Below are 20,832 nucleotides of genomic sequence, written 5' to 3' on the forward strand. Positions count from 1 at the left end.
CTGCTCCCCGAAAGTCAGAACTGAATTCTCAGTCCAACTTTCGGGGAGCAGTTCATGGTGGCCTTGGACCGCTCTTTTTTGTGCAGTGTCGCCGGAGCCGCACCTTGGCACCGTCAGCCGGCAGGACTGCAGGGGGCGATGGGGGAGGCATCGCCGGAGGTGGCATTAAGGGCCCGAATCTTGGCGATGAGGGCCCGGGTGCCGGCATCCTTTTCCAGCTGCGCGTAGATCGGGGCTGCCGCGGCTTCGAAAGCTGCGATCTGCGCCGCAGTTGCTTCCACAATCGTGCCGCCTTGTTGGCAGTAGGCGGCCGCGTCGTCGGCGGTGTGGCGCGTGGCTCCCGTCGCCGCGTCCCGGGTCTTGGCGGCGGCCTCCAACAGGATCCGCCGGTCGTCCGCGGCCAGGTGCGAGTTGGTATTGGTGTTGATCACCAGCGAGTTGACCTTCACATACAGGGGCAGGTTCCCGGTGGTGGTACTGGGCTGCGGGAAGGTCCCGGCCCGGGTGAATGATGACTCAGCGGCTTTGACTGTGCCTTTGTCCAGGGCGTCGGTAAAGAGATCGCCCGCCAGGGACTGAGGGCTGGCGCCCAGCGCCTTCAAGGTTGCATAGCCCGTGCTGGAGCGCGGGGCGCGGACCACCTTGCCGGCGAGCTGTTCCGGTGCTGTCACGGGTCCATCAAAGGAAAAGAGCATCCGGGGACCGTCCGGCAGCAGGGCCAGCCCGGTGAGCCCGACCGCTTTCAGGCCCGCCAGCATGCCGCCCGCGAGCTCCGGCGCGACGAGCTTGGTGACCACCTGATCGGAGGGCCGGAGGAACGGGGCCGAGAGGGCCGCAAAGGACAGGACGCCTTCCGACTCCCAGGTCCGAGTGGGGATCAGTGCCATGTCGAAGTCGCCGCCCTCGGTGGATTGGGCGACTGCCTGGTCCCACGCGCCGGCCTCGTCGGCCGCCGCCTTCAGCACGAGTTCGATCCGCAAGCTGCCACGGGAGATTTCCTGCACCTGCCGGGTGAATTCCTTGATCTGCGCCGCTGAACGGCCGTCCGGTCCGCCGGCAGTGGCCAGGGTCAGGACCGTTGCGTCGTCAGCGTAGTGCTGGTCCGCCGGCGGGGGCCCGGCGGGCTTCCCGCATCCGTTGGTCGCCAGGACGATGGCGACCGCCGCCAGGATCGCTCCGCCCCGCAACTGCGATTTCATGCTGGCCTCCACGTCCGGATTCCGAGGCAAATTCCTCCACAGCAGCCACCGGCAGGGAAGGAGCCTCCACCTCGAAAGTTACTCGCTCCGGCCCTCGCCCAACAGCCCGCGGGCACGCCCGCAGGAAACGGCGGACCGCGCGGGGTGCCTGGCCGGTCAGGCGTCTGGCTGGCCCGGGCGTCTTCCGGCCTTAGGCGGCGGCCCGGGCCCGGCGTGGGCGTACGGAGTCGACGATCGCCCAGCCGTCCTCGTCGAGGAGGCGACGGCTGGCAAAACGCTCGGCGGCCGTGGCGTCGTCGAAGGCTTCGGTGCGGACGCGCCCGCAGTCGGTGTCCAGGTAGGTGACTTCCCAGTGCAGCTCTTCTGTCTGCTGGGCTGCTGCAAAATCCTGTTGCTTTTCCATGAATTAAGTCTGCAACCGGCCTCTGACAGTCAGCGGTCATCCTCCCGGCGTGTTGCCCAGCCGCAGCACGCGTTCCCGGGCCAGGTCCTCCCGGCGGCGGGCCTTGTCCGCGGCGCGGGCGGCCTGCTGCGCGGCAGCGGCGGCCGACTCCGCCCGCCTGCGGGCCTGCCGCAGCCCGGCCTCGGCCTGCTCCAGCTGTTCTTTGAGCCTGCGTGCCTCCCCGGCCAGCGCCGCCACGTCCTCGTTCGCATCCTGCAGCTCCGCGCCCGTGCGATCGGCTTCCGCGGCGCTGGAACGGGCATCGTCGGCGGCCTCCTGTAGTGCGGCCTGGGCGCGCTGTCTCGCCGACGGTGTGGGCGCCGCCCGCTCCTGCCGGACCGCCCGGAGCCGCGGCTGGTCAGCAGCCGGCGGGGCGCTGGCCCGCCGGGAGAGCCCCGGGGGGGAAGCGGCCGCCGGCATTGCCCCACCGGCCTCCGGAACGGCGACGGCGCCGTCGAGGTCAACGACGTCGACGCCGTCGGCGGAGAGCGCCCGGAGCAGCCGCCCGCTCCGGACAGCCGCGGCGGCGCCCTCGTCGGCCGTCGCCGCGCGCAGGGTCTGTTCCACTTCGGCCGCGATGGAGCCGCTGATCTTCCGCCCCTGCTGCTCCGCTACGGCACGGGCCGCGTCAACGGCGCCGGCCAACAGGGTCCGCCGCTCCCGGGAGAGGCTGCGGAGCGCCGCCGCGTCGAGGTCCGCCTGCGCCCGGCGCATGGCGAATCCCAGCTCGGCCAGGTCGCGGAGTATTTCCGGCCGCTGCCAGGCGAGCATGTTGACTGCCCAGGCGCCCACCGAGGGCTTGGGCAGGGAGCGTACCTCGGCCGCGCGGGAGCGCAGCTCCGGCGTCGCCGGCGTGGCCGAGAGCATGTCCTTGGCCGCGGCATTACGGCCCGCGACAAAGGCGTCGAACGGCATCGCGTAGAGCTGCGCCGCAATGTCCGCGAGCTCAGGTTTTGCCATGCAAGAATCATAGAAGCTCAGGCCCCCATGCCGGGGCGCGCGGCCCACGTCCCCCGTAGGAGATCCCACGTGATTGAAATTGCCGGACTCCCGGCCCACATCCTCCTGGTCCACGCCGTCGTGGTGCTGGGTCCCATCGCCGGCCTCGCGGCCATCGCCTATGCGGCGGCACCGCGCTGGCGCCGGTACCTGGCCTGGCCGCTGGGGGTCCTCTCGCTGGGTCTGGTCCCGGTTGCACTCGTCACCGCGCAGGCGGGGGAGCAGCTCCAGAAGGCCCGTCCGTCGACGGAGCTGGTCCGGGAGCACGCCGAGCAGGGTGATGTGCTGAAAGTGGTCTCGGTGATCTTCTTCGTGATTATCGCGGCGATGATTGTGGCGAGCTATGAACCAATCGGCCGGCGCCTCGCCTTCCTCGGCAGCCTGCGCGAAAACCGGGTCCTGCGGACCGTCCTGCTGGTTGCAGGGGCACTGGCCGGTGCTTTCTTCGTCTACCAGAGCGTCATCACCGGGCACTCCGGCGCCGCCTCGGTCTGGGCACGCTGAGCGGACTGCCCGCGTAAGGCGGCGCCCCGCGCACGGCGGCGCCGTTCGTCAGGCCCGCCGCGCCTTTCGCACCGTCATGAGCAGCAGCACCAAGGCCACGGCCTGCAGCGCGGCGACCGCCGCGATCAGCGCGGGGGCGGCCCCGTAGAGGGCGCCATAAAGCGCGCCGCCGGCCAGCGCACCGGCTCCCTCGAAGGCTGCAAAGACCCCGTATGCCGATCCCTGCCGCGGCTCCGGGACAAGGTCGGCCACCAGCGCCTTGACCGTGGAGTCCTGGATGCCGGTGGCGGCGCCCCAGATGGCCACGCCGGCCAGCACCAGAGCGACGCCGGTGGAGAACGCCAGCACCGGAATGGCCGCGATCAGCACGGGCAGGGCCAGCAGCACGCCCGGGCCCAGCCTGTCGTAGAGGAAGCCGCTCCCCAGCGCGCCAAGGGCCGCTGCGCCCATGGCCGCGGCGTAAAGCAGCGGAACCACCGGCGCCGGAACCGTCACCGCGGTGGTCAGGTGGTAGGAGATCACCCCGAAAGCCACCAGTCCCGCGCTCCAGAAAAAGGCGCACACCGCAAAGAGCAGGAAGACCCCGGAGAACAACGACGGCGGCCTGCCGGCCGTGCTGGGGACCGTCTCCGGCGCGGGGCCTGGGCCCGCGACGGCTGCCCGGCGGCGCAGGCCGAGCAGCAGCGCCAGCGCCATCGCGGCCGGAATGGCGAGGACCGCAAACGCCGTCGAGATCACGCCGGTGGCGGCCAGTACAGCCGCCACAATAAGGGGTCCCAGAAGCGCCCCGGCGAGGTCCAGCGACTTATGCACGGCAAAGCCCCGGCCGCGGCCCACCTGCTTGGCCGCGGAGGCGAGCAGCACAGTCTTGGCCGGACTCCGCACCGCCTTGCCCACGCGGTCGCCGATGATCAGCGCCGAAGCCAGGACCAGCCCCGCCGCGCCCGCGGCCGGGGCGAAAGCCAGCAGCGGCACGCAGAACGCCGTCAGCGCATACCCCGCCACCGTGAATGTCCAGTACTTGCGCGTCCGGTCCGCCCACGGCCCGAAGACAAGGCGCAGGCCCTGCGCCGCGGCCTCCGCCCCGCCGGTGACGAGCCCAACCAATAACGCAGAAGCGCCAAGCTGGGCCAGCAGCGGTCCGGCGAGCGGGCGGGCGCCGTCGGACACGACGTCGGTGGCCAGGCTGACCAAACCGAAGCCGACCACCGTGCCCCATGGCCCGCGTGCCCGTCCCCGCCGGGAGGCTGACGATGCAGCGGCGGTGTCCGGCCCTGCCCGCCGCGCCGACGCGCCGGGCCCCGGGGAATTCGGCACTTTGCGCTCGGGCCGGTCCATGTCCCAAGAGTCGCGGACGCAGCCGGCATTGACAAGGCCGGCCGGCGGGCGCCGCGCGCCTCACCGCAGCCGTCCCGGGCTGCTTTGGATCCGGCGTCGGCCCCTGCACCGTCAGCGCCCGGCGTGTTCGTGTCGAAGTACCCCCGGACCGCACCCGTGGACGCGCCGGCCCAGGTCGGCGGGCAGCGAAGAACCCCCGGAAAACATTCATTCCGGGGGTTCTTTGGTGTCGCCTTTTCTCGAGCTTCCTATCAGAATCGAACTGATGACCTTCTCATTACGAGTGAGACGCTCTACCGACTGAGCTAAGGAAGCAACCGCGTGAAACCCCGTCGAACCGGGCGGATCATGCAAGAGACAACTGTAATGGAGCTTCCGCGCCCGGGTCAAAATGAGCGGCGCGGAGGCTGTCCAAAGATCAGCAGACCGTGTTGTCGGCCGGTGCCTTGCCGTCCACGAGGTACCCGTCCACAGCGTTTTCGATGCAGCTGTTGGAGCGGCCGTAGGCGGTGTGGCCCTCGCCCTTCCAGGTCAGCAGCGAAGCGGTTCCCAGCTGCTTGCGCAGGGAGCTGGCCCACTCGACCGGCGTCGCGGGGTCGCCCGTGGTGCCGACCACCAGGATGTCGGTCGACCCCTTGTACTCGGCCGGGGCGGGGGTGCGGACGCTCTTGTACGGCCAGTCCTTGCAGCTGGTGCCGCCGTAGGCGAAGTAGTACCCGAGGGTGGGGGAGAGCTGGCGGAGCTGCTTTTCCTCGGCGCGCATCGCGGCGGTGTCGGCGGACATCGGGTAGTCGAGGCAGTTGATGGCGTTGAAGGCGAACGTCGAGTTGGCGGAGTACGTGCCGTTGGGCTCGCGGTCCGCGCCGAAGTCGGAGAGCCGCAGCATCGGGGACAGGTCGCCCTGCATCGCACTGTCCAGCGCCTGGGTCAGCACGGGCCAGTTGTCATCGTTGTAGAACGGCAGGATGAAGCCGCTGACGAACATGGACGCGTTGACCACCCGGCCGTCCTTTGCGGCCTTGGGGTTCGCTTCCACAGCCGCGATGAGGTCCTGGATCTGCCTTACGGCGTTGTCCGGGCCGCCGCTCAGCGGGCAGCCGCTGTCCTGGAGGCAGTTCGTCACATAGGCGCGGATGGCCTTTTCGAAAGCCTTCGCCTGGCCTGCGGTCAACTCCTCATAGCTCAGCGACGGGTCCATGGCGCCGTCCAGGACCATCCGGCCCACGTTGTCCGGGAAGAGCGAGGCGTAGGTGGAGCCAAGGAAGGTGCCGTAGGAGTAGCCCAGGTAGTTCAGTTTGGTGTCGTTCAGCACGCCGCGGAGGATGTCGAGGTCCTTGGCGGCGCTGACGGTGTCCACGTGGCCCAGGACGGGGCCGGTCTTCTCGGCGCACTTGGCGGCGATCGCCTTGTTGTCCGCGAAGGCCTCGGCCAGCCCGGCGTCGGTATCCAGCCGGTAGATCTTGGCCCGGTTGGCGTCGCGTTCCCGGTCCGTGAGGCAGGTGACCGGCGCGGAGCGCTTCACACCTCGCGGATCGAAGCCCACGACGTCGTAGTTGGAGCGCACTTTTTCGGAAATGTTCGTGGAGCCGGCGTCCCGGACGAAGTCGTAGCCGGAGCCGCCGGGGCCGCCAGGGTTCACCAGCAGGCTGCCCTTCTTGCTGCCGGCCTTCGTGGCCAGCTTGATCGCGGCGAGTTCGATCGAGTCGCCGTCGGGCTTGTTGTAGTCCAGCGGGACCTTGACCTTGGCGCACTGGAAATCCCCCTCGCAGCGCGTCCAGTTCAGCTGCTGGGAGTAGAAGCTGCGCAGCTCGGCCGGGGCAGCGGCGGCGATGGAGGGGTCGGCCTTGCCCGGCGCGCTCTTCGAGCCGCCGTCACCGGAACCAAAGAGCGTGCAGGATGACAGCACGAGGGCCAGCACCAGGCCCAGCGACAAGGCACCGGCCGCCCGTACCCCGGGCACCCCGCTTCGGTTGCCTGCCGGGGATGGTGGTGCTGACGTCATGCGGTTCTCCTTGGGATGTGGAACTGGCGAATCGAGGGGGTCGAGCGTTGCTGCCGGGTCAGATCAGGCTGCTGGTCATGGACTCGATGGCCAGCAGCGGGGCCACGTTGGTGGTGGTGATCCGCTTGCGGGCCTTGTTGATGGCATCCATCCGGGCAAGTGTCAGCTCTGCCGTTGAGCGTCCGGCAAACTCCTGAAGTTCGCTCCTCAGCTCAACGTTGACCAGTTCAACGGCGTTCCCCATCTGGATGATCAGCACATCCCGGTAAAAGGACAGCAGGTCGGTCAGCGTGCGGTCAAGGGAGTCGGTGACGGAGCGTTTGGCGCGGCGCTTCTGGTCGTCTTCCAACTGTTTGACCTGCCCCCGCATGGCCGGCGGCAGGGGGCCGCTTTCGGGTGCTCCGAGCGTTGCGAGCAGCGCGGCCTTTTCGGCGGCGTCGCGCTCATCATTGGAGCTGTTGGCTTCCTCGGTAGCGATCTTGACGAGTTTGTCCGCCATCATGACAGCCGCGGTGATGCCGCGCAGGTGCAGCGGGAAGCTGACCGTTTCCAGCCGGCGCTGCCGCGCCTCAGGGTCCCGGGCCAGCCGGCGTGCGATCCCCACGTGGCTTTGTGCGGCTCGGGCCGCGCGCTCGGCAACCTCCGGTTCGACGCCGTCGCGCTTGACCAGCAGCGCCGCGACGTCGGCCGCCGGCGGAAGCCGCAGGGCCACCGGGCGGCAGCGGGAGCGGATGGTCACGAGCACATCGGCAGGGGACGGCGCGCAGAGCATCCAGATGGTGCGCGGGGTGGGCTCCTCGATGGCCTTGAGCAGCACATTGGTGGTCCGCTCCGCCATCCGGTCCGCGTCTTCGACGACGATAATGCGCCAGCGGGCGGAGGAGGGGCGGTTGCCGGCGGTCGAGACCAGTTCGCGGGCCTCGTCGATGGTGATGGTGACCTTCTCGGTCCGTACGAACGTCACGTCGGAGTGCGTCTCGCCGACGATCGTCTGGCACGCCGCGCATTCGCCGCAACCCCGCCGGGCCACGTCCTCCTGGTCGCAGTTCAACGCCGCAGCGAAAGCCTTCGCGGCGTTGGAGCGCCCCGAACCCGGCGGCCCGGTGAACAGCCAGGCATGCGTCAGCCCCTCACCCTCCGCGGCCTGGCGCAGTTGGGCGACGACGGCCGGCTGGCCCTGAAGGTCGTCCCAGACACTCATGCCGAGCCGCCTAGGCGGAGTGAGAGCAACGCCTGGACCCGTTCCAGGATCCGGGCGGCCAGTTCCTGCACCGGCAGGTGTGCCGCGAGGACGAGGTACTTTTCCGGCCGGGCCGCTGCCAGCGCCAGGAAGGCGGCGCGGATCCGGGCATGGAATTCGTCGGCCTCGGATTCCAGCCGGTCCTCAGCGGCGTCGCCGGCGGTCCGGCGTCGGCGGCCGTCGGCAGGGTCGACGTCGAGCAGCACCGTGAGGTCCGGCTGCAGGCCGGAAGTGGCCCAATCGTTGAGCTGGCGCACCGCCTCGGTGCCGAGGTCCCGGCCGGCGCCCTGATAGGCGACCGAGGAGTCGATATACCGGTCGGTGAGGACCACCTCGCCCCGCTCCAGCGCGGGACGGATGACCTGGTCGGCGTGCGCGGCGCGGGAGGCCGCGAAGATCAGCGCCTCGGTACGGGCGTCGATGTGGCCGTGGCCGTGGTCCAGCACCAGGGAGCGCAGTTTCTCGCCGATCGGCGTGCCTCCCGGCTCCCGGGTCCGCAGCACCGTCAGCCCCCTGGACTCCAGCGCCGCTGCGAGTTCCGCCGCCTGGGTGGACTTGCCCGCGCCGTCGCCGCCCTCAAAGGCAATGAACAGGCCGGGGAACGGTCCGGGGGTCTGGGTAGTCACTGCTCTAGCCTACCGACAATCACCGACACCATGGTGGCCTGCGCGTAACGCCTTACAGGCTTGGCGCAGCCCCCAAGTACCCTGTGACCATGAGTCTCTCCGAAGAACAGGCAGCCTCGCTTTCCGCCGAAACGGTGGTGGTGGCCGCCGGCCGTCCGCCGCGCGAACGCGACGCCCCGGTCAACCCGCCGATTGTGCTGTCCTCGACCTATTTCGGCACCGGCCCGCTGGGCCCCGGCGACCGCGGCTACGGCCGCTACTCCAACCCCACCTGGGACCCGTTCGAGCAGGCCCTGGCGCAACTGGAAGGCGCCGAGTTGCCCGGCCTGTTGTACGCCTCAGGACTGGCCGCGGTGAGTTCGGCGCTGTCCCTGGTTCCGGCGCAGGGGGTGCTGGTGATGCCGTCCCACAGCTATGCCGGGTCGCTCGTGATGGCAACCGAACTGGCGCAGAACGGTGCGCTGGAACTGCGCACCGTGGACATCGCAGACACCGACGCCGTGCTCGCGCAGCTGGCTCCCGCCGGCGGCAAGCCGGCCAACATGCTGTGGCTGGAGAGCCCCACCAACCCCATGCTCGGCGTCGCGGACATCCGGGCGCTCACCGCCGCGGCGCACGCGGCCGGCGCGCTGGTGGTCACCGACAACACCTTTTCCACCCCGCTCGTGCAGCAGCCCCTCAGCCTGGGCTCCGACGTCGTCCTGCATTCGGTCACCAAGTACCTTGCCGGCCACTCCGACGTCGTGCTGGGCGCCCTCGTGACGTCCGACGCCGAGCTCCACGCCAGGCTGCTGCACCACCGCACCATCCACGGCGGCATCGCCGGCCCGTTCGAAGCCTGGCTGGCGCTGCGGGGACTGCGCACCCTGGCGCTCCGGGTTGAGCGCTCGCAGGCTTCCGCGGCGGCGCTCGCGGAACGGCTGAGCGGCCACCCGCGGGTCGGCAGCATCCGCTACCCGGGACTGCCCACGGACCCCGGACACGAGCGGGCCAAGGCGCAGATGAAGGGTTTCGGCTCCGTGCTGTGTATCGAAATGGCGCCGGTGGACGGGCCCGGCGGCGGCTTGAGCGGCGCGGACGCCGCCGATCGAATGATCCGGGAACTGAAGCTGTGGCTGCCGGCCACGTCGCTGGGCGGCGTGGAGTCCCTGATCGAGCGCCGGCGCCGGCACACGGCGGAACCGGAGAGCGTGCCGGACAACCTGGTCCGTCTAAGCGTCGGAATCGAAAACGTCGAGGACCTGTGGGCCGATTTGCGGCAGGCTTTGGCGACACTGGACGGTTAGGCTGGGGGCATGGACGGAAGAACGCTGATTGAATTTGCCGACCGAGGAATCTACTTTCTCCTTGCGGTCGTGGCCCTGGGCCTTGAGGTGTGGGCGTTCTTCGACTGCCTGCGGCACAAGTCCAACGCCTTCGAAGCGGTGTCCAAGCGGACCAAAACCTTCTGGCTCGCCCTGACCGGCGGTGCCTTGGCCATCGGGCTGCTGTCCATTGTTGGCGGCGGCGGCGGGTTCTTCGGCCCGCTGGGGCTTTTCGGACTCGCGGCCGTGACCGCGGCATCCGTCTACCTCGCCGACGTCCGCCCCGCGGTCAAGGACGCCGGGCGCGGCGGCAGCCGCAACATGGGCCCTTACGGCCCCTGGTGATCCCCGCCCATTAGACCGTCCGGCGCCACGGCTTCCCAGCCCACGGTGAGTTCGCCCAGGCGCCACCGGGACGGACCGTCCTGCACCGGCCAGCCGCCGTCGCGCAGTGCCCGGCACATGGCGGTCCAGCGCTGCCGGTTGCCGAACGAGGCCAGCGGCGCGGCCTCCAGCCAGGCCTTGTCCAGCGCCTGCAGGTAGGCATGGATATTCTCGCCCGGGACATTCCGGTGGATGAGCGCCTTGGGCAGCCGCTCGGCGATCTCCGAGGGCAGCTCGAAGCCGCCAAAGCGCATGGACAGCCCCAGGCTCAGCGGCCGCACGTCGTCGAGCGCCACCCAGGTGACCCGGCGTCCGATCTCGTCGCAGGTGCCGTCGATGAACAACCCGCCGGGCGCCAGCCGGTCCTGCACCAGCCGCCAGATCGCCGGCACGTCCGCCTCCTCGTACTGCCGGAGCACGTTGAAAGCCCGCACCAGTACCGGCCGCCCCGGCACCGGGAGTTCGAAGCCGCCCAGCTGGAAGCTGAGCCCGGGACGCTCCAGCGCCTTGGCCAGCCGGACCCGCTCCGGCTCGATCTCAATGCCGACCACCCGCACGTCGGCCCGGACAGCGGAGAGGCGCTCAAAAAGTTCGACGGCGGTGGCCGGGGATGCGCCGTAGCCGAGGTCGACGACGAGCGGGTCCGCGGCGTTCCGCAGGCGCCAGGCCTGCGGCCCGGCGAGCCAGCGGTCGACCCGCCGCATCCGGTTCGGGTTGGTGGTGCCGCGGGTCACGTTGCCCACCGGCCTGGCGGCCCGGGATCCGCCGCCCGCCGCGCCCTGCGCCCTGCCCTGCGTCCCGCCCCGGGTCCGGGGGGACACCACCCGCTCAGCCTTCTGCACCACACGCCAACCCTATCCTTGCTGCGCGCGCGGTACGTGTAACGCACGGCGCTGGCCGGGACCGCTCGGCTAGGATGAAAAGCATGACTTACAAGCTGATTCTGCTGCGCCACGGCCACAGCGAATGGAACGCCAAGAACCTGTTCACCGGCTGGGTGGACGTTGACCTGAACGACCAGGGCCGTGCCGAGGCGGTACGCGGCGGCGAGCTGCTGGTGGAGAACAACGTCCTCCCGGACATCCTCTACACCTCGCGCCTGAAGCGGGCCATCAACACCGCGAACCTCGCGCTGGAGAAGGCCGACCGGGGCTGGATCGACGTCAAGCGCGACTGGCGCCTCAACGAACGCCACTACGGCGCGCTGCAGGGCAAGGACAAGGCCCAGACTCTGGCCGAGTACGGCGAGGAACAGTTCATGACCTGGCGCCGCTCCTACGACACCCCGCCGCCGCCCCTCGCGGACGACTCCGAGTTCTCCCAGGTGGGGGATCCGCGGTACAAGGACCTCGGCGACGCCATGCCGCGCACCGAGTGCCTCAAGGACGTCCTGGTCCGGCTGCTGCCGTACTGGGAATCGGACATCAAGGAAGACCTCAAGGCCGGCAAGACGGTCCTGGTCACCGCCCACGGCAACTCGCTGCGTGCGCTGGTCAAGCACCTTGACGGCATCAGCGACGAGGACATCGCCGGCCTGAACATCCCCACCGGCATCCCGCTCGTCTACGACCTGGACGAGAACTTCAAGCCGCTGAACCCGGGCGGCACGTACCTGGACCCCGAGGCGGCCGCCGAGTCCATCAAGGCCGTGGCGAACCAGGGCAAGAAGTAACGCCTTTCGCACTGCGGATACGACGACGGCGGCCGGCCACCCCCAAGGTGACCGGCCGCCGTCGTACCCGCTGCTGTTGGGACGGCAGGGCCGTCAGCTGTGCTCGATGCTGTTCGGGTGCCACGCGCCGGTGACCAGGTAGGTCACCTTCTGCGCGACCGAAACGCCGTGGTCCGCGAAACGCTCGAAGTAGCGGCTGGCGAGGGCGACGTCCACGGTGGTGGCCGCGGATTCGGCCCAGTCACTGCGCGCAATCGCCTTGAAGACACTCAGGTGCAGGTCGTTGACGGCGCTGTTGGCCTTGAGGATGTCGCGGGCCACCTCGAGGTCGCGGGTCTCCAGCAGCACGGTGAGCTTCTCCGCGATCTCCAAGTCGTACTTGGCGAAGCTGTTGAAGGTCTCCTGCAGCTGCTGCGGGATCACGTTGGCCGGGTAGCGGAGACGGGCCAGCTGGGCGATGTGCCGGGCAAGGTCGCCCATCCGCTCTAGCGAGGCGCTCATCCGCAGCGAGCCCACGATCATCCGCAGGTCGCTGGCAACCGGGCCCTGCAGGGCGAGGATGTCAATGGCACGCTCGTCGAGGCTGTTCTGCAGGAAATCGATCCGGGCGTCGGCCGCGATGACGTCCTCGGCGAGGTCCACGTCGGCACCCTCGAAGGCTGTGGTGGCCTTTTCGAAGGCCTCGCTGACGAGCTTCGAAATTTCGACGAGCTGCTCACCGACCTGGGCGAGCTCTTCCTGAAAAACCTTGCGCACGGGTGCGTCCTTTCCTCGGAAACCTTGCCGGGCATCACAATGTCCGGCCGTTTCGTTTCACCGTAGCGGCGTTCAACCTGCCACCCTTCCAGCGTCCGGTGAACTGTTACGCCTCAATAGGTGAACGTTAGCTGAACCAGCGGTGCAATCGCACAAGTTTTCGATTTCCGGCGGGCCGCACCGCATAAGCTGGAGCCGTGGATCCAATGCTCATCGGTGTGATCGCGGGCCTGGTCGGCCTGTCGCTTGGCATATTCGGCGTGCTCGCCTTCCGGATCAGTGAGCAGCAGCGAAAAATCAGCGACGTCGAAACCGGCGACCCCTCGCTTCCCGACGGCGCCGCCGAGGTGCTCGCGGTCGTCGGGCGCGCGTTCGTCGTCGTGGACGCGGTCGACGGCGTGGTGCGGGCCAGCCCGGCCGCGTACGCCTACGGCCTGGTCCGGGGGCACACCGTGGTGCACCAGCAGCTGCTGGAAATGACCGCCAAGGTCCGGCGCGACGGGGTGATCCTTGAAAAGCAGCTCGAGCTGCCCCGCGGCCCGCTGGGCCAGGGGACCATCGTGGTGCAGGTCCGGGCCGCCATGCTCGGCGAGGAATATATCCTGCTGCTCGCCGACGACCGCACCGAGATCACCCGCACCGAAGAGATCCGCAACGACTTCGTCGCCAACGTCTCGCACGAGCTCAAGACCCCGGTCGGCGCGATCTCGCTGCTGGCCGAAGCCCTTGAAGCCTCTCCCGACGACGAGGAAGCCGTCCGCCGGTTCGCCAAGCGCATGCACAAGGAATCCACCCGGCTGGCGGCGCTGGTGCAGGACATCATTGAACTCTCCCGGCTGCAGGGCGCCAACGTGGCCCAGCAGGCCCACCCCGTGGACATCAACACGGTGGTCGCCGAAGCAGTGGACCGGTCCCAGCTCCCGGCCGAAAGCAAGAACATCGAGATTGTGGTGGGCGGCCGGACCGACGCGATGGTCTACGGCGACCAGGACCTGCTGGTCACAGCGCTGCGCAACCTGATCGACAACGCCATCCGCTACTCGCCGGAGAACACCCGGGTGGGCGTCGGCGTACGCGCCCGCGACGGACTGGTTGCCGTCTCGGTAACGGACCAGGGCGAGGGCCTCAGCCCCGAAGACCAGGAACGCGTCTTTGAACGCTTCTACCGCGTGGACTCCGCCCGCTCCCGCCACACCGGCGGCACCGGCCTGGGCCTGAGCATCGTCAAACACGTGATGGCCAACCACGGCGGCGAAGTGACGCTCTGGTCCCAGCCGGGGCAGGGCTCCACCTTCACCATCCGCCTCCCCGAGATGGAGGGCCAGGACGAGACCGCCGCGGAGCCCCGCCGGTCCCCGCAGAACGCACGACACGAACGACGTGACGCCGCCGGCGTCCATGAGCAAGGAGCTAGCGCTTGAGCCGGATTCTTATTGTCGAGGACGAGGAGTCGTTCAGCGACCCGCTGTCCTACCTGCTGGGCAAGGAAGGATTCGAGGTGGAGGTCGTGGACAACGGCCTGGACGCCATCACCGAATTCGACCGCAACGGCGCCGACCTTGTCCTCCTGGACCTGCAGCTGCCCGGACAGTCGGGGACCGAGGTGTGCCGCCAGCTGCGCCAGCGCTCCTCCGTCCCCGTCATCATGCTGACCGCCAAGGACGCCGAAATCGACAAGGTCGTGGGGCTTGAGCTCGGCGCCGACGATTACGTCACGAAGCCCTACTCCTCGCGGGAGCTGGTGGCCCGGGTCCGAGCCGTGCTTCGCCGCCACGGCGAACCGGAGGAGCTCGTCTCCAGCACCGTCCAGGCCGGCCCGGTCCGGATGGACATTGAGCGGCACGTGGTCAGCGTCAAGGGCGAGCAGGTCTCGCTGCCGCTGAAGGAATTCGAGCTGCTCGAGATGCTGCTGCGCAACTCCGGCCGGGTCCTCACCCGCGGCCAGCTGATCGACCGGGTCTGGGGCTCCGACTACGTGGGCGACACCAAGACTCTGGACGTGCACGTGAAGCGGCTACGCAGCAAGATCGAGCCTGACCCCTCGGCACCGCGGTACCTAATCACCGTCCGCGGGCTGGGCTACAAGTTCGAGCCGTAAGCGGCGGACGGCGCGGCCCTGGCCGCGGAGCTGGGCCACTTAAGCCAAAAAGGAGCGGCACCCGTGCGGGTGCCGCTCCTTTGGTACGTGAGTGCTACGGCGTCGGGGTGGCCGACGGAGTCTCCGACGGAGTCGACGTGGCCGTACCGGTGGCGGTGCCGGAGCTGGTGGGCTCGGCGCTGGGCAGGTACTGCTTGTAGTCCGTGATCGTGGCGTCCAGGACCGGCATCTTGAACTTGGCGTCCAGGTTGGTGCCGTCTTCGCGGATCGTGACCTCCACCAGGGAACCGGGCTTGCCGCCGGAGGTGCTGAGGATGGCCGGGTCCGCCGATTCGTTCAGCAGGACGTAGGAGTTCTTCTTCACCGGAACCTGGGTCTGGGATCCACCGGCACCGTTGATGGTGAGCTTCACATCGTTGGCAGAGGTGTTGTACACGGCGCCGATCACGCGGCCCGGCTTGTCCTCGCCGTCGGAGATGATCATCATGTTGCGGAGCTGGAGCGGTCCGAGGTCGGTCCGGGTCCCGTCCGACGCCGAGTACTGCTCAGTGGTCTGCTGGGCATTGATATAGCCGCAGCCGGTCACCGACAGCAGGCCAATGCCAAGTGCAGCCGTTGCCATTGCCAGCTTGCCGCGCCGGCCCCGGGTCATCGCAGTGAAACGCACGTCACGCACTCCTTGAGAGTCTTGAAACATTATTCAGCCATAGCCTATCCGCATTGGGCCTCAAACGCGGATTCGGGGGAGTACACATAGTCGCCCGTCCGATGTGCCGGGCCGGTGCGGGGCCGCCCGCCGGGGCACCCTCGCGGTACACATTTCCGGTCCCCCCGGGCGCGGCGGCCGGTCGCCCAAAGGCGCGTTCGCCGTCGAACCTCCAGGCCCTTGGCAGCGGGTGGCCAATGCACTATTATCCGCATTCGTCAAGGGTTTTAAGAGGCCGATTCAGGCCATTTTCCGCGGATTTCCGGGGTTTCGGGGCATGATCCATGGCAGTTGTATGCCTTAATCGTGATAAACTGGTCTGCGGGAAAGGGGAATGTCCACATGGTTTTTGAGGTCGGCGAGACAGTAGTTTACCCTCACCACGGTGCAGCCAAAATTGAAGAAATCAAGATGCGCACTGTCAAGGGCGAAGAGAAGATGTATCTCAAGCTCAAGGTGGCTCAGGGTGATCTGACCATTGAAGTTCCAGCAGAAAACGTTGACCTTGTTGGGGTCCGGGACGTAGTGGGCAAGGAAGGCTTGGAGCACGTATTCGACGTGCTGCGGGCCGAGTTCACTGAAGAGCCCACCAACTGGTCGCGTCGTTACAAGGCAAACCTGGAAAAGCTTGCTTCCGGTGACGTCATCAAGGTGGCAGAGGTCGTCCGCGACCTGTGGCGCCGCGATCACGACCGGGGTCTCTCCGCAGGGGAGAAGCGCATGCTGGCCAAGGCCCGCCAGATTCTGATTTCAGAACTGGCACTGGCTGAGAAGACTGATGAAGAGAAGGCCGCAAGCGTTCTCGACGAGGTCCTGGCTTCCTAACCACGAATCGAACCCCGGTGGCGTAACGGCCGCCGGGGCTTCTTTTTGCCCAAAACCGGCGGGGCCCCGCGCCGGGACGTAGTCTTGTCCGCATGAACACTGCATCGACAGCTCCCGTCACCGCGGTCATCCTCGTCGCCGCCGGATCCGGCCAGCGCCTGGGCTACGGCATGCCGAAGGCCAAGGTGCCGCTGGGCGGCGACAGCATCCTCACGCACGCCCTGCGGGGCGTTGCCGCGGCCGGGATTGCGCACCAGATCTGTGTAGCCCTCCCGCCCGGGGACACGGAACTCCGGGCCCAGTGCGAGGCCTTCGCCGCCGAGCTCCACGCCGAACACCGCCGCACCGCCGCATCCGGGTCTGCCGTGCAGCTGCCGGATGTCACCGTCGTCGACGGCGGTGACAGCCGGGCCGAATCCGTCCGTGCCGCGCTTTCCGCGCTCGCGCCGGGCACCCAGTCCGTCCTGGTCCACGACGCCGCCCGGGCGCTCACCCCCGAATCCGTCTTCCACCGCGTGGCCGCCGCCCTCGAAGCCGGCGCCCTAGCCGTGATCCCGGTGATGCCCGTGGTGGACACCGTCAAGACGGTGGATGCCACCCACGGCGCCGACGCCGGCATCGCTCCGGAAGTTGTCACCGGCACCGCCGCCCGGGAGGTGCTGCGGGCGGTCCAGACCCCGCAGGGCTTCGAGCTCACCACCCTGCGGCGGGCCCATCAGGAAGCCGCGGGATTCGACGGCGCACGCGCAGCCGCCGTCACGGACGACGCCATGCTGGTGGAACTGCTCGGCGTTCCGGTCTACGCCGTGCGCGGCGCCAGCCAGTCGCTGAAGATCACCACGCCGCTGGACCTGATCCTCGCGGAGGGCCTCCTCGAGGGTCCGCTGGGCGCACGCTGGGTGGAGGGCTGAACATGCCCGCGGACCAGCCGCAGCCCGGCATGCTGATCCCGCGGACAGGGATCGGCATCGATGTCCACGCCTACGCCCCCGACGACGCGCCGCAGCCGCTGTGGCTCGGCGGCCTGCACTGGGAAGGCGAGCGGGGCCTTGCCGGCCACTCCGACGGCGACCCGGTGGCCCACGCCGCCGCAGATGCGCTGTTCTCAGCGTGCGGGATCGGGGACCTGGGCACACACTTCGGTACCGACCGCCCCGAATACGCCGGAGCCTCGGGCGTCACCCTGCTGGCCGAGGCCGCCCGGATTGTCCGCGCCGGCGGCTTCGAGATCGGCAATATCGCCGTGCAGTTTGTGGCGAACCGGCCCAAGTTCGGCCCGCGCCGGGAGGAATCCCAGCGGGTCCTCAGTGCGGCCGCCGGCGCACCGGTAAGTGTCTCAGCTACCACGAGTGACGGCCTCGGCTTTACCGGCCGCGGCGAAGGCATCGCCGCCACGGCCACGGCGCTGGTTTATCCGGCCGGCTGAGCGCGGCGGTTCCCGGCGGGGCAAACGGGCCTAATCTTAAGGGACAACCCTCCGCAACTGTCAGGAGACCTCCCGTGAAAAAGCTGCTTCCCGTTCTTGTCGTTGTCGCAGGAACGCTGCTGTCCGGGTGCGCCGGCTCCGCGACGCCGCCGGCCACCACCACACCCCGGATGAGCGTCGAGGAAAGCTGCAAGTTCCTCAACACCGACACCTTTGTGCCCAAGGGGAGCGACAAGGAAAAGGCCAGCCAGATCGGCCAGCACTACCAGGAGGTGGCGGACAAGGTGGCCCCGGAGATCGCCGAGCCGATCCAGCAGATGGCTGACGTCATGAAACAGGTGGGGGACAGCCCCACCGGCAGGCAGACCTCCGAGCAGCTGACACAGCTTAGGCAGCAGATGGACAAGATTGGCCAGCACTGCAAGTAGTCCCCGGACCGGCCTCCCGGGCATCGGCTAATCTGGAGCGGTGACCCTGCGCTTTTACGACACTGCATCCGCCGAAGTCCGCGACTTCGTCCCCCTGGTTCCGGGCAAAGTGAGCCTCTACTACTGCGGCGCCACGGTGCAGGGCATGCCGCACGTCGGGCACATCCGTTCCGCGATCGCCTTCGACCAGCTCACCCGCTGGCTGCAGTACCGCGGCTTCCGCGTCACCGCGGTCCGCAACGTCACCGACATCGACGACAAGATCCTCGCCAAGTCCGCTGAATCGTTCGATCCCGGCTTCGAGGGCGAGCCGGGCACTGTCCGCGAGGAGGAATGGTGGGCCCTGGCCTACCGCTACGAGCAGGAATTCCTCAAGGCCTACGATACCCTGGGCGTCACCCGCCCCACCTATGAGCCGCGCGCCACGGGCCACATCCCGGAGATGCACGCGCTGATCCAGCAGCTGATCGACCGCGGCCACGCCTACCCGGCCCTGGATGATTCCGGCGACGTCTACTTCGATGTGCGCTCCTGGGCCAAGTACGGCTCACTGACCCGGCAAAAGCTCGATGACATGCAGGGAGCTCCCGACGCCGACCCCCGGGGAAAGAAGGATCCGCGCGACTTCGCGCTCTGGAAGGGCCACAAGGAGGGGGAGCCGACGACGGCGAGCTGGACTTCGCCGTGGGGCGCCGGCCGGCCGGGCTGGCACCTGGAATGCTCCGCGATGGTCACCAAGTACCTCGGCACCGAGTTCGACATCCACGGCGGCGGGCTGGACTTGAGGTTCCCGCACCACGAAAACGAGATGGCGCAGTCCCAGGCCGCGGGCCACGGCTTCGCCAACTTCTGGATGCACAACGGCATGGTCACCTACGCCGGCGAAAAGATGTCCAAGTCCATCGGCAACACCGTCAGCCCCGCCGAAATGCTGGAACTCGCCCCGCCGCGGGTGGTCCGGTACTACCTCGGGCAGGCGCAGTACCGCTCGGTGCTCGACTACCAGCCCACCTCGCTGAGCGAAGCCGCGGCCGCGGTGGAGCGGATCGACGGCTTCATCAGCCGCGCCGTCCGGACCCTTGGCGGCGCTCCCGGACACGAAGCCGGCACCGTCCCGGACGCGTTCGCCGCCGCGATGGACGACGACCTCAACGTCCCGCAGGCCCTCGCCGTCCTGCATGACACCGTCCGCGCCGGCAACACGGCGCTCACCGCCGGCGAGCTGGACGACGCCCGGCAGGCACTGGCCGGCGTCACGGCTATGCTGCGTGTCCTTGGTCTCAGCGACACGGCGACGCCGGCAGCCGACGAACAGGCCAACGCCGCCCTCGGCGTCCTGGTCGAGGCCCAGCTCGCCGCCCGCGCGCAGGCCCGCGCCGGCAAGGACTGGGCCGCCTCGGACGCCATCCGCGACACCCTCGCGGCGGCCGGCGTCGTTGTCGAGGACGGCGCGGACGGCGCCAGCTGGAGCCTCAAGCGCGGCTGACCCTGTCGCACTCCCGCCGGCTACGGCGGGCCGCCGGGGGACCGTGCGGTCGAGGATTTAACGCGAGTCAGTAGACTGGAGTTCAGACTTATCAACGAATCGCGTAGTTAAAAGGGTGAAACTCATGGCCAATAACGGTCGCCGCTCGGTCAAAATGAAGAAGGGCCCCACCGTCGGGACCGGCGGTCACGGCCGTAAAGCCCTCGAGGGTAAGGGCCCCACGCCCAAAGCGGAGGACCGCCCGTACCACAAGGCCCACAAGAACAAGCAGCTTGCGGAGCGCTCTGCCGCCAAGCGCGGGACGGGTGCCCGCAGCGCCGGTGCCGGCGCCCGGTCCGGACCCAAGGGCCGTGCCACCGAGGAAGTCGTCACCGGGCGCAACTCCGTCGTCGAGGCCCTCCGCGCGGGCATCCCCGCCAAGGCCCTGCACGTCGCGATCCGGATCGAGATGGACGACCGGGTCAAGGAATCACTCAAGCTCGCGGCCGAACGCGGCATCCCGCTGCTCGAAACGGGCAAGCCCGAACTGGACCGGATGACGGACGATGCCATCCACCAGGGCCTCGTGCTGCAGATCCCGCCGTATGAGTACCAGGACGCCTACGAGCTGGCCGAGGAAACCATCGAGAGCTGGAAGAAGGGCCACGTCGCCAACGCGCCGCTCTTCGTCGCGCTCGACGGCATCACCGACCCGCGCAACCTCGGCGCGATCATCCGCTCGGTCTCGGCGTTCAGCGGTCACGGCGTGATTGTTCCGGAACGCCGCTCCGTCGGCGTCACCGCCTCGGCCTGGAAGACCAGCGCCGGCGCCGCCGTCCGCGTCCCCGTGGCCCGCGCCGCCAACCTGAACAGCACCCTTAAGGCCTTCAAGAACATGGGCATCTACGTGCTGGGCCTGGACGGCGACGGCGACGTCTCGCTGCCGGACCTCGCCCTGGCCACCGAGCCGGTCTGCATCGTCGTCGGATCCGAAGGCAAGGGCCTGAGCCGCCTGGTCCGCGAAAACTGCGACCAGATCGTCTCCATCCCGATCGATTCCGCCATGGAATCGCTCAACGCCTCCATGGCCGTCGGCATCTCCCTCTACGAGATCTCCCGCCAACGCGCCGCCAAGTAACCGACGCTCCCGCACTTCTGGCGGCTTCCGGCAGGACGCTCCCGCAGTTGTGGTGGCTTCTGGCGGGACGCTCCCGCAGTTGTGGTGGTTTCCGGGAGGACGCTCCCGCAGTTGTGGTGGTTTCCGGGAGGACGCTCCGGCAGTTGTGGTGGTTTCCGGCGGGACGCTCCGGCAGTTGTGGTGGTTTCCGGCGGGACGCTCCCGCAGTTGTGGTGGCTTCTGGCGGGACGCTCCCGCAGTTGTGGTGGTTTCCGGGAGGACGCTCCCGCAGTTGTGGTGG

At 68.8% G+C, this 20,832-nt stretch carries 22 protein-coding genes and 1 tRNA gene; 12 read left to right on the forward strand and 11 right to left on the reverse strand.

All coding sequences use genetic code 11. The features are described 5' to 3' along the window. Nucleotides 1-113 precede the first annotated feature (113 nt). The 3 genes from dctP to ABIN76_RS16945 all read right to left on the reverse strand — a co-directional run bounded on the left by dctP (nucleotide 114) and on the right by ABIN76_RS16945 (nucleotide 2,601). Nucleotides 114-1,199, reverse strand: coding sequence for a TRAP transporter substrate-binding protein DctP (gene dctP, locus ABIN76_RS16935; RefSeq protein ID WP_346960830.1), 1,086 nt, complete (start codon nucleotides 1,197-1,199; stop codon nucleotides 114-116). A gap of 190 nt (nucleotides 1,200-1,389) precedes the next feature. Beyond that, nucleotides 1,390-1,602 (reverse strand): hypothetical protein, encoded by a 213-nt coding sequence (locus ABIN76_RS16940; RefSeq protein WP_346960831.1) that lies wholly within the window; start codon nucleotides 1,600-1,602, stop codon nucleotides 1,390-1,392. 36 nt (nucleotides 1,603-1,638) lie between these two features. Then, the gene (locus ABIN76_RS16945; protein ID WP_346960832.1) at nucleotides 1,639-2,601 is read right to left on the reverse strand and encodes a hypothetical protein; all 963 of its coding nucleotides are present in this window, start codon (nucleotides 2,599-2,601) and stop codon (nucleotides 1,639-1,641) included. A gap of 69 nt (nucleotides 2,602-2,670) precedes the next feature. Here ABIN76_RS16945 and ABIN76_RS16950 point away from each other — a divergent pair, with 69 nt between their 5' ends. Further along, the gene (locus tag ABIN76_RS16950) at nucleotides 2,671-3,144 is read left to right on the forward strand and encodes a hypothetical protein (protein WP_346960833.1); all 474 of its coding nucleotides are present in this window, start codon (nucleotides 2,671-2,673) and stop codon (nucleotides 3,142-3,144) included. Nucleotides 3,145-3,192: 48 nt separating this feature from the next. On the opposite strand, the gene ABIN76_RS16955 is transcribed toward ABIN76_RS16950, so the two are convergent. The 5 genes from ABIN76_RS16955 to tmk all read right to left on the reverse strand — a co-directional run bounded on the left by ABIN76_RS16955 (nucleotide 3,193) and on the right by tmk (nucleotide 8,350). Further along, nucleotides 3,193-4,353: an MFS transporter gene (locus tag ABIN76_RS16955; RefSeq protein WP_346960834.1), complete on the reverse strand. Its 1,161-nt coding sequence runs from the start codon at nucleotides 4,351-4,353 to the stop codon at nucleotides 3,193-3,195. Nucleotides 4,354-4,724: 371 nt separating this feature from the next. Continuing rightward, a tRNA-Thr gene (locus tag ABIN76_RS16960) sits at nucleotides 4,725-4,797 on the reverse strand. 103 nt (nucleotides 4,798-4,900) lie between these two features. Then, the gene (locus ABIN76_RS16965; protein WP_346960835.1) at nucleotides 4,901-6,484 is read right to left on the reverse strand and encodes an alpha/beta hydrolase; all 1,584 of its coding nucleotides are present in this window, start codon (nucleotides 6,482-6,484) and stop codon (nucleotides 4,901-4,903) included. A gap of 58 nt (nucleotides 6,485-6,542) precedes the next feature. Next, complete coding sequence (locus ABIN76_RS16970) at nucleotides 6,543-7,685, reverse strand: DNA polymerase III subunit delta' (protein WP_346960836.1); 1,143 nt, start codon at nucleotides 7,683-7,685, stop codon at nucleotides 6,543-6,545. Beyond that, nucleotides 7,682-8,350: a dTMP kinase gene (gene tmk, locus ABIN76_RS16975; protein WP_346960837.1), complete on the reverse strand. Its 669-nt coding sequence runs from the start codon at nucleotides 8,348-8,350 to the stop codon at nucleotides 7,682-7,684. The genes ABIN76_RS16970 and tmk overlap by 4 nt, the downstream gene beginning before the upstream one ends. 89 nt (nucleotides 8,351-8,439) lie before the next feature. Here tmk and ABIN76_RS16980 point away from each other — a divergent pair, with 89 nt between their 5' ends. Beyond that, nucleotides 8,440-9,636 carry an aminotransferase class I/II-fold pyridoxal phosphate-dependent enzyme gene (locus ABIN76_RS16980; RefSeq protein ID WP_346960838.1) on the forward strand — a complete coding sequence of 399 codons (1,197 nt, stop codon included), beginning with the start codon at nucleotides 8,440-8,442 and terminating at the stop codon, nucleotides 9,634-9,636. Between the two features lie 9 nt (nucleotides 9,637-9,645). Then, nucleotides 9,646-9,999 (forward strand): DUF2516 family protein, encoded by a 354-nt coding sequence (locus ABIN76_RS16985; protein WP_346960839.1) that lies wholly within the window; start codon nucleotides 9,646-9,648, stop codon nucleotides 9,997-9,999. Here ABIN76_RS16985 and ABIN76_RS16990 read toward each other — a convergent pair. Next, the gene (locus tag ABIN76_RS16990) at nucleotides 9,984-10,880 is read right to left on the reverse strand and encodes a class I SAM-dependent methyltransferase (protein ID WP_346960847.1); all 897 of its coding nucleotides are present in this window, start codon (nucleotides 10,878-10,880) and stop codon (nucleotides 9,984-9,986) included. The two genes, ABIN76_RS16985 and ABIN76_RS16990, sit on opposite strands and share 16 nt — an antisense overlap. Before the next feature lie 83 nt (nucleotides 10,881-10,963). On the opposite strand from ABIN76_RS16990, the gene ABIN76_RS16995 reads away from it, so the two are divergent. After that, on the forward strand, nucleotides 10,964-11,710 hold the full coding sequence (locus ABIN76_RS16995) for a phosphoglyceromutase (RefSeq protein ID WP_346960840.1): 747 nt from the start codon (nucleotides 10,964-10,966) through the stop codon (nucleotides 11,708-11,710). Nucleotides 11,711-11,803: 93 nt separating this feature from the next. Here ABIN76_RS16995 and phoU read toward each other — a convergent pair whose 3' ends face one another. Beyond that, on the reverse strand, nucleotides 11,804-12,466 hold the full coding sequence (gene phoU / locus ABIN76_RS17000) for a phosphate signaling complex protein PhoU (protein ID WP_346960841.1): 663 nt from the start codon (nucleotides 12,464-12,466) through the stop codon (nucleotides 11,804-11,806). Nucleotides 12,467-12,672: 206 nt separating this feature from the next. Between phoU and ABIN76_RS17005 the strand changes: the two genes are divergently transcribed. Continuing rightward, nucleotides 12,673-13,887 carry an ATP-binding protein gene (locus ABIN76_RS17005; protein WP_346960848.1) on the forward strand — a complete coding sequence of 405 codons (1,215 nt, stop codon included), beginning with the start codon at nucleotides 12,673-12,675 and terminating at the stop codon, nucleotides 13,885-13,887. Beyond that, nucleotides 13,884-14,564, forward strand: coding sequence for a response regulator transcription factor (locus ABIN76_RS17010; RefSeq protein ID WP_346960842.1), 681 nt, complete (start codon nucleotides 13,884-13,886; stop codon nucleotides 14,562-14,564). The genes ABIN76_RS17005 and ABIN76_RS17010 overlap by 4 nt, the downstream gene beginning before the upstream one ends. 94 nt (nucleotides 14,565-14,658) lie before the next feature. On the opposite strand, the gene ABIN76_RS17015 is transcribed toward ABIN76_RS17010, so the two are convergent. Next, nucleotides 14,659-15,216 carry a hypothetical protein gene (locus ABIN76_RS17015; RefSeq protein ID WP_346960849.1) on the reverse strand — a complete coding sequence of 186 codons (558 nt, stop codon included), beginning with the start codon at nucleotides 15,214-15,216 and terminating at the stop codon, nucleotides 14,659-14,661. A 396-nt stretch (nucleotides 15,217-15,612) separates the two neighbouring features. Between ABIN76_RS17015 and ABIN76_RS17020 the strand changes: the two genes are divergently transcribed. The 6 genes from ABIN76_RS17020 to rlmB all read left to right on the forward strand — a co-directional run bounded on the left by ABIN76_RS17020 (nucleotide 15,613) and on the right by rlmB (nucleotide 20,552). Next, a complete protein-coding gene (locus tag ABIN76_RS17020; RefSeq protein ID WP_026266570.1) occupies nucleotides 15,613-16,095 on the forward strand; it encodes a CarD family transcriptional regulator in 483 nt (160 codons plus the stop codon). 92 nt (nucleotides 16,096-16,187) lie between these two features. Next, the gene (ispD, locus tag ABIN76_RS17025; protein WP_346960843.1) at nucleotides 16,188-17,006 is read left to right on the forward strand and encodes a 2-C-methyl-D-erythritol 4-phosphate cytidylyltransferase; all 819 of its coding nucleotides are present in this window, start codon (nucleotides 16,188-16,190) and stop codon (nucleotides 17,004-17,006) included. 29 nt (nucleotides 17,007-17,035) lie between these two features. Continuing rightward, nucleotides 17,036-17,521, forward strand: a complete 486-nt coding sequence (gene ispF / locus ABIN76_RS17030; RefSeq protein WP_346960850.1) for a 2-C-methyl-D-erythritol 2,4-cyclodiphosphate synthase — start codon at nucleotides 17,036-17,038, stop codon at nucleotides 17,519-17,521. Nucleotides 17,522-17,595: 74 nt separating this feature from the next. Beyond that, nucleotides 17,596-17,949: a hypothetical protein gene (locus ABIN76_RS17035; protein ID WP_346960844.1), complete on the forward strand. Its 354-nt coding sequence runs from the start codon at nucleotides 17,596-17,598 to the stop codon at nucleotides 17,947-17,949. A 40-nt stretch (nucleotides 17,950-17,989) separates the two neighbouring features. Next, nucleotides 17,990-19,435, forward strand: coding sequence for a cysteine--tRNA ligase (gene cysS / locus ABIN76_RS17040; RefSeq protein WP_346960845.1), 1,446 nt, complete (start codon nucleotides 17,990-17,992; stop codon nucleotides 19,433-19,435). A 124-nt stretch (nucleotides 19,436-19,559) separates the two neighbouring features. Then, on the forward strand, nucleotides 19,560-20,552 hold the full coding sequence (gene rlmB / locus ABIN76_RS17045) for a 23S rRNA (guanosine(2251)-2'-O)-methyltransferase RlmB (protein WP_346960846.1): 993 nt from the start codon (nucleotides 19,560-19,562) through the stop codon (nucleotides 20,550-20,552). The last annotated feature ends 280 nt before the right edge of the window (nucleotides 20,553-20,832 follow it).

Source organism: uncultured Arthrobacter sp. (assembly GCF_964021775.1).
In the GTDB taxonomy this organism is placed as follows: domain Bacteria; phylum Actinomycetota; class Actinomycetes; order Actinomycetales; family Micrococcaceae; genus Arthrobacter.

Coding starts and splice junctions, on each gene's coding strand:
- dctP (WP_346960830.1), bottom strand. CDS start 1,199: ATGAAATCGCAGTTGCGGGGCGGAGCGATCCTGGCGGCGGTCGCCATC.
- ABIN76_RS16940 (WP_346960831.1), bottom strand. CDS start 1,602: ATGGAAAAGCAACAGGATTTTGCAGCAGCCCAGCAGACAGAAGAGCTG.
- ABIN76_RS16945 (WP_346960832.1), bottom strand. CDS start 2,601: ATGGCAAAACCTGAGCTCGCGGACATTGCGGCGCAGCTCTACGCGATG.
- ABIN76_RS16965 (WP_346960835.1), bottom strand. CDS start 6,484: ATGACGTCAGCACCACCATCCCCGGCAGGCAACCGAAGCGGGGTGCCC.
- ABIN76_RS16970 (WP_346960836.1), bottom strand. CDS start 7,685: ATGAGTGTCTGGGACGACCTTCAGGGCCAGCCGGCCGTCGTCGCCCAA.
- ABIN76_RS16980 (WP_346960838.1), top strand. CDS start 8,440: ATGAGTCTCTCCGAAGAACAGGCAGCCTCGCTTTCCGCCGAAACGGTG.
- ABIN76_RS16985 (WP_346960839.1), top strand. CDS start 9,646: ATGGACGGAAGAACGCTGATTGAATTTGCCGACCGAGGAATCTACTTT.
- ABIN76_RS16995 (WP_346960840.1), top strand. CDS start 10,964: ATGACTTACAAGCTGATTCTGCTGCGCCACGGCCACAGCGAATGGAAC.
- ABIN76_RS17005 (WP_346960848.1), top strand. CDS start 12,673: ATGCTCATCGGTGTGATCGCGGGCCTGGTCGGCCTGTCGCTTGGCATA.
- ABIN76_RS17015 (WP_346960849.1), bottom strand. CDS start 15,216: ATGACCCGGGGCCGGCGCGGCAAGCTGGCAATGGCAACGGCTGCACTT.
- ABIN76_RS17020 (WP_026266570.1), top strand. CDS start 15,613: ATGGTTTTTGAGGTCGGCGAGACAGTAGTTTACCCTCACCACGGTGCA.
- ispD (WP_346960843.1), top strand. CDS start 16,188: ATGAACACTGCATCGACAGCTCCCGTCACCGCGGTCATCCTCGTCGCC.
- ispF (WP_346960850.1), top strand. CDS start 17,036: ATGCTGATCCCGCGGACAGGGATCGGCATCGATGTCCACGCCTACGCC.
- rlmB (WP_346960846.1), top strand. CDS start 19,560: ATGGCCAATAACGGTCGCCGCTCGGTCAAAATGAAGAAGGGCCCCACC.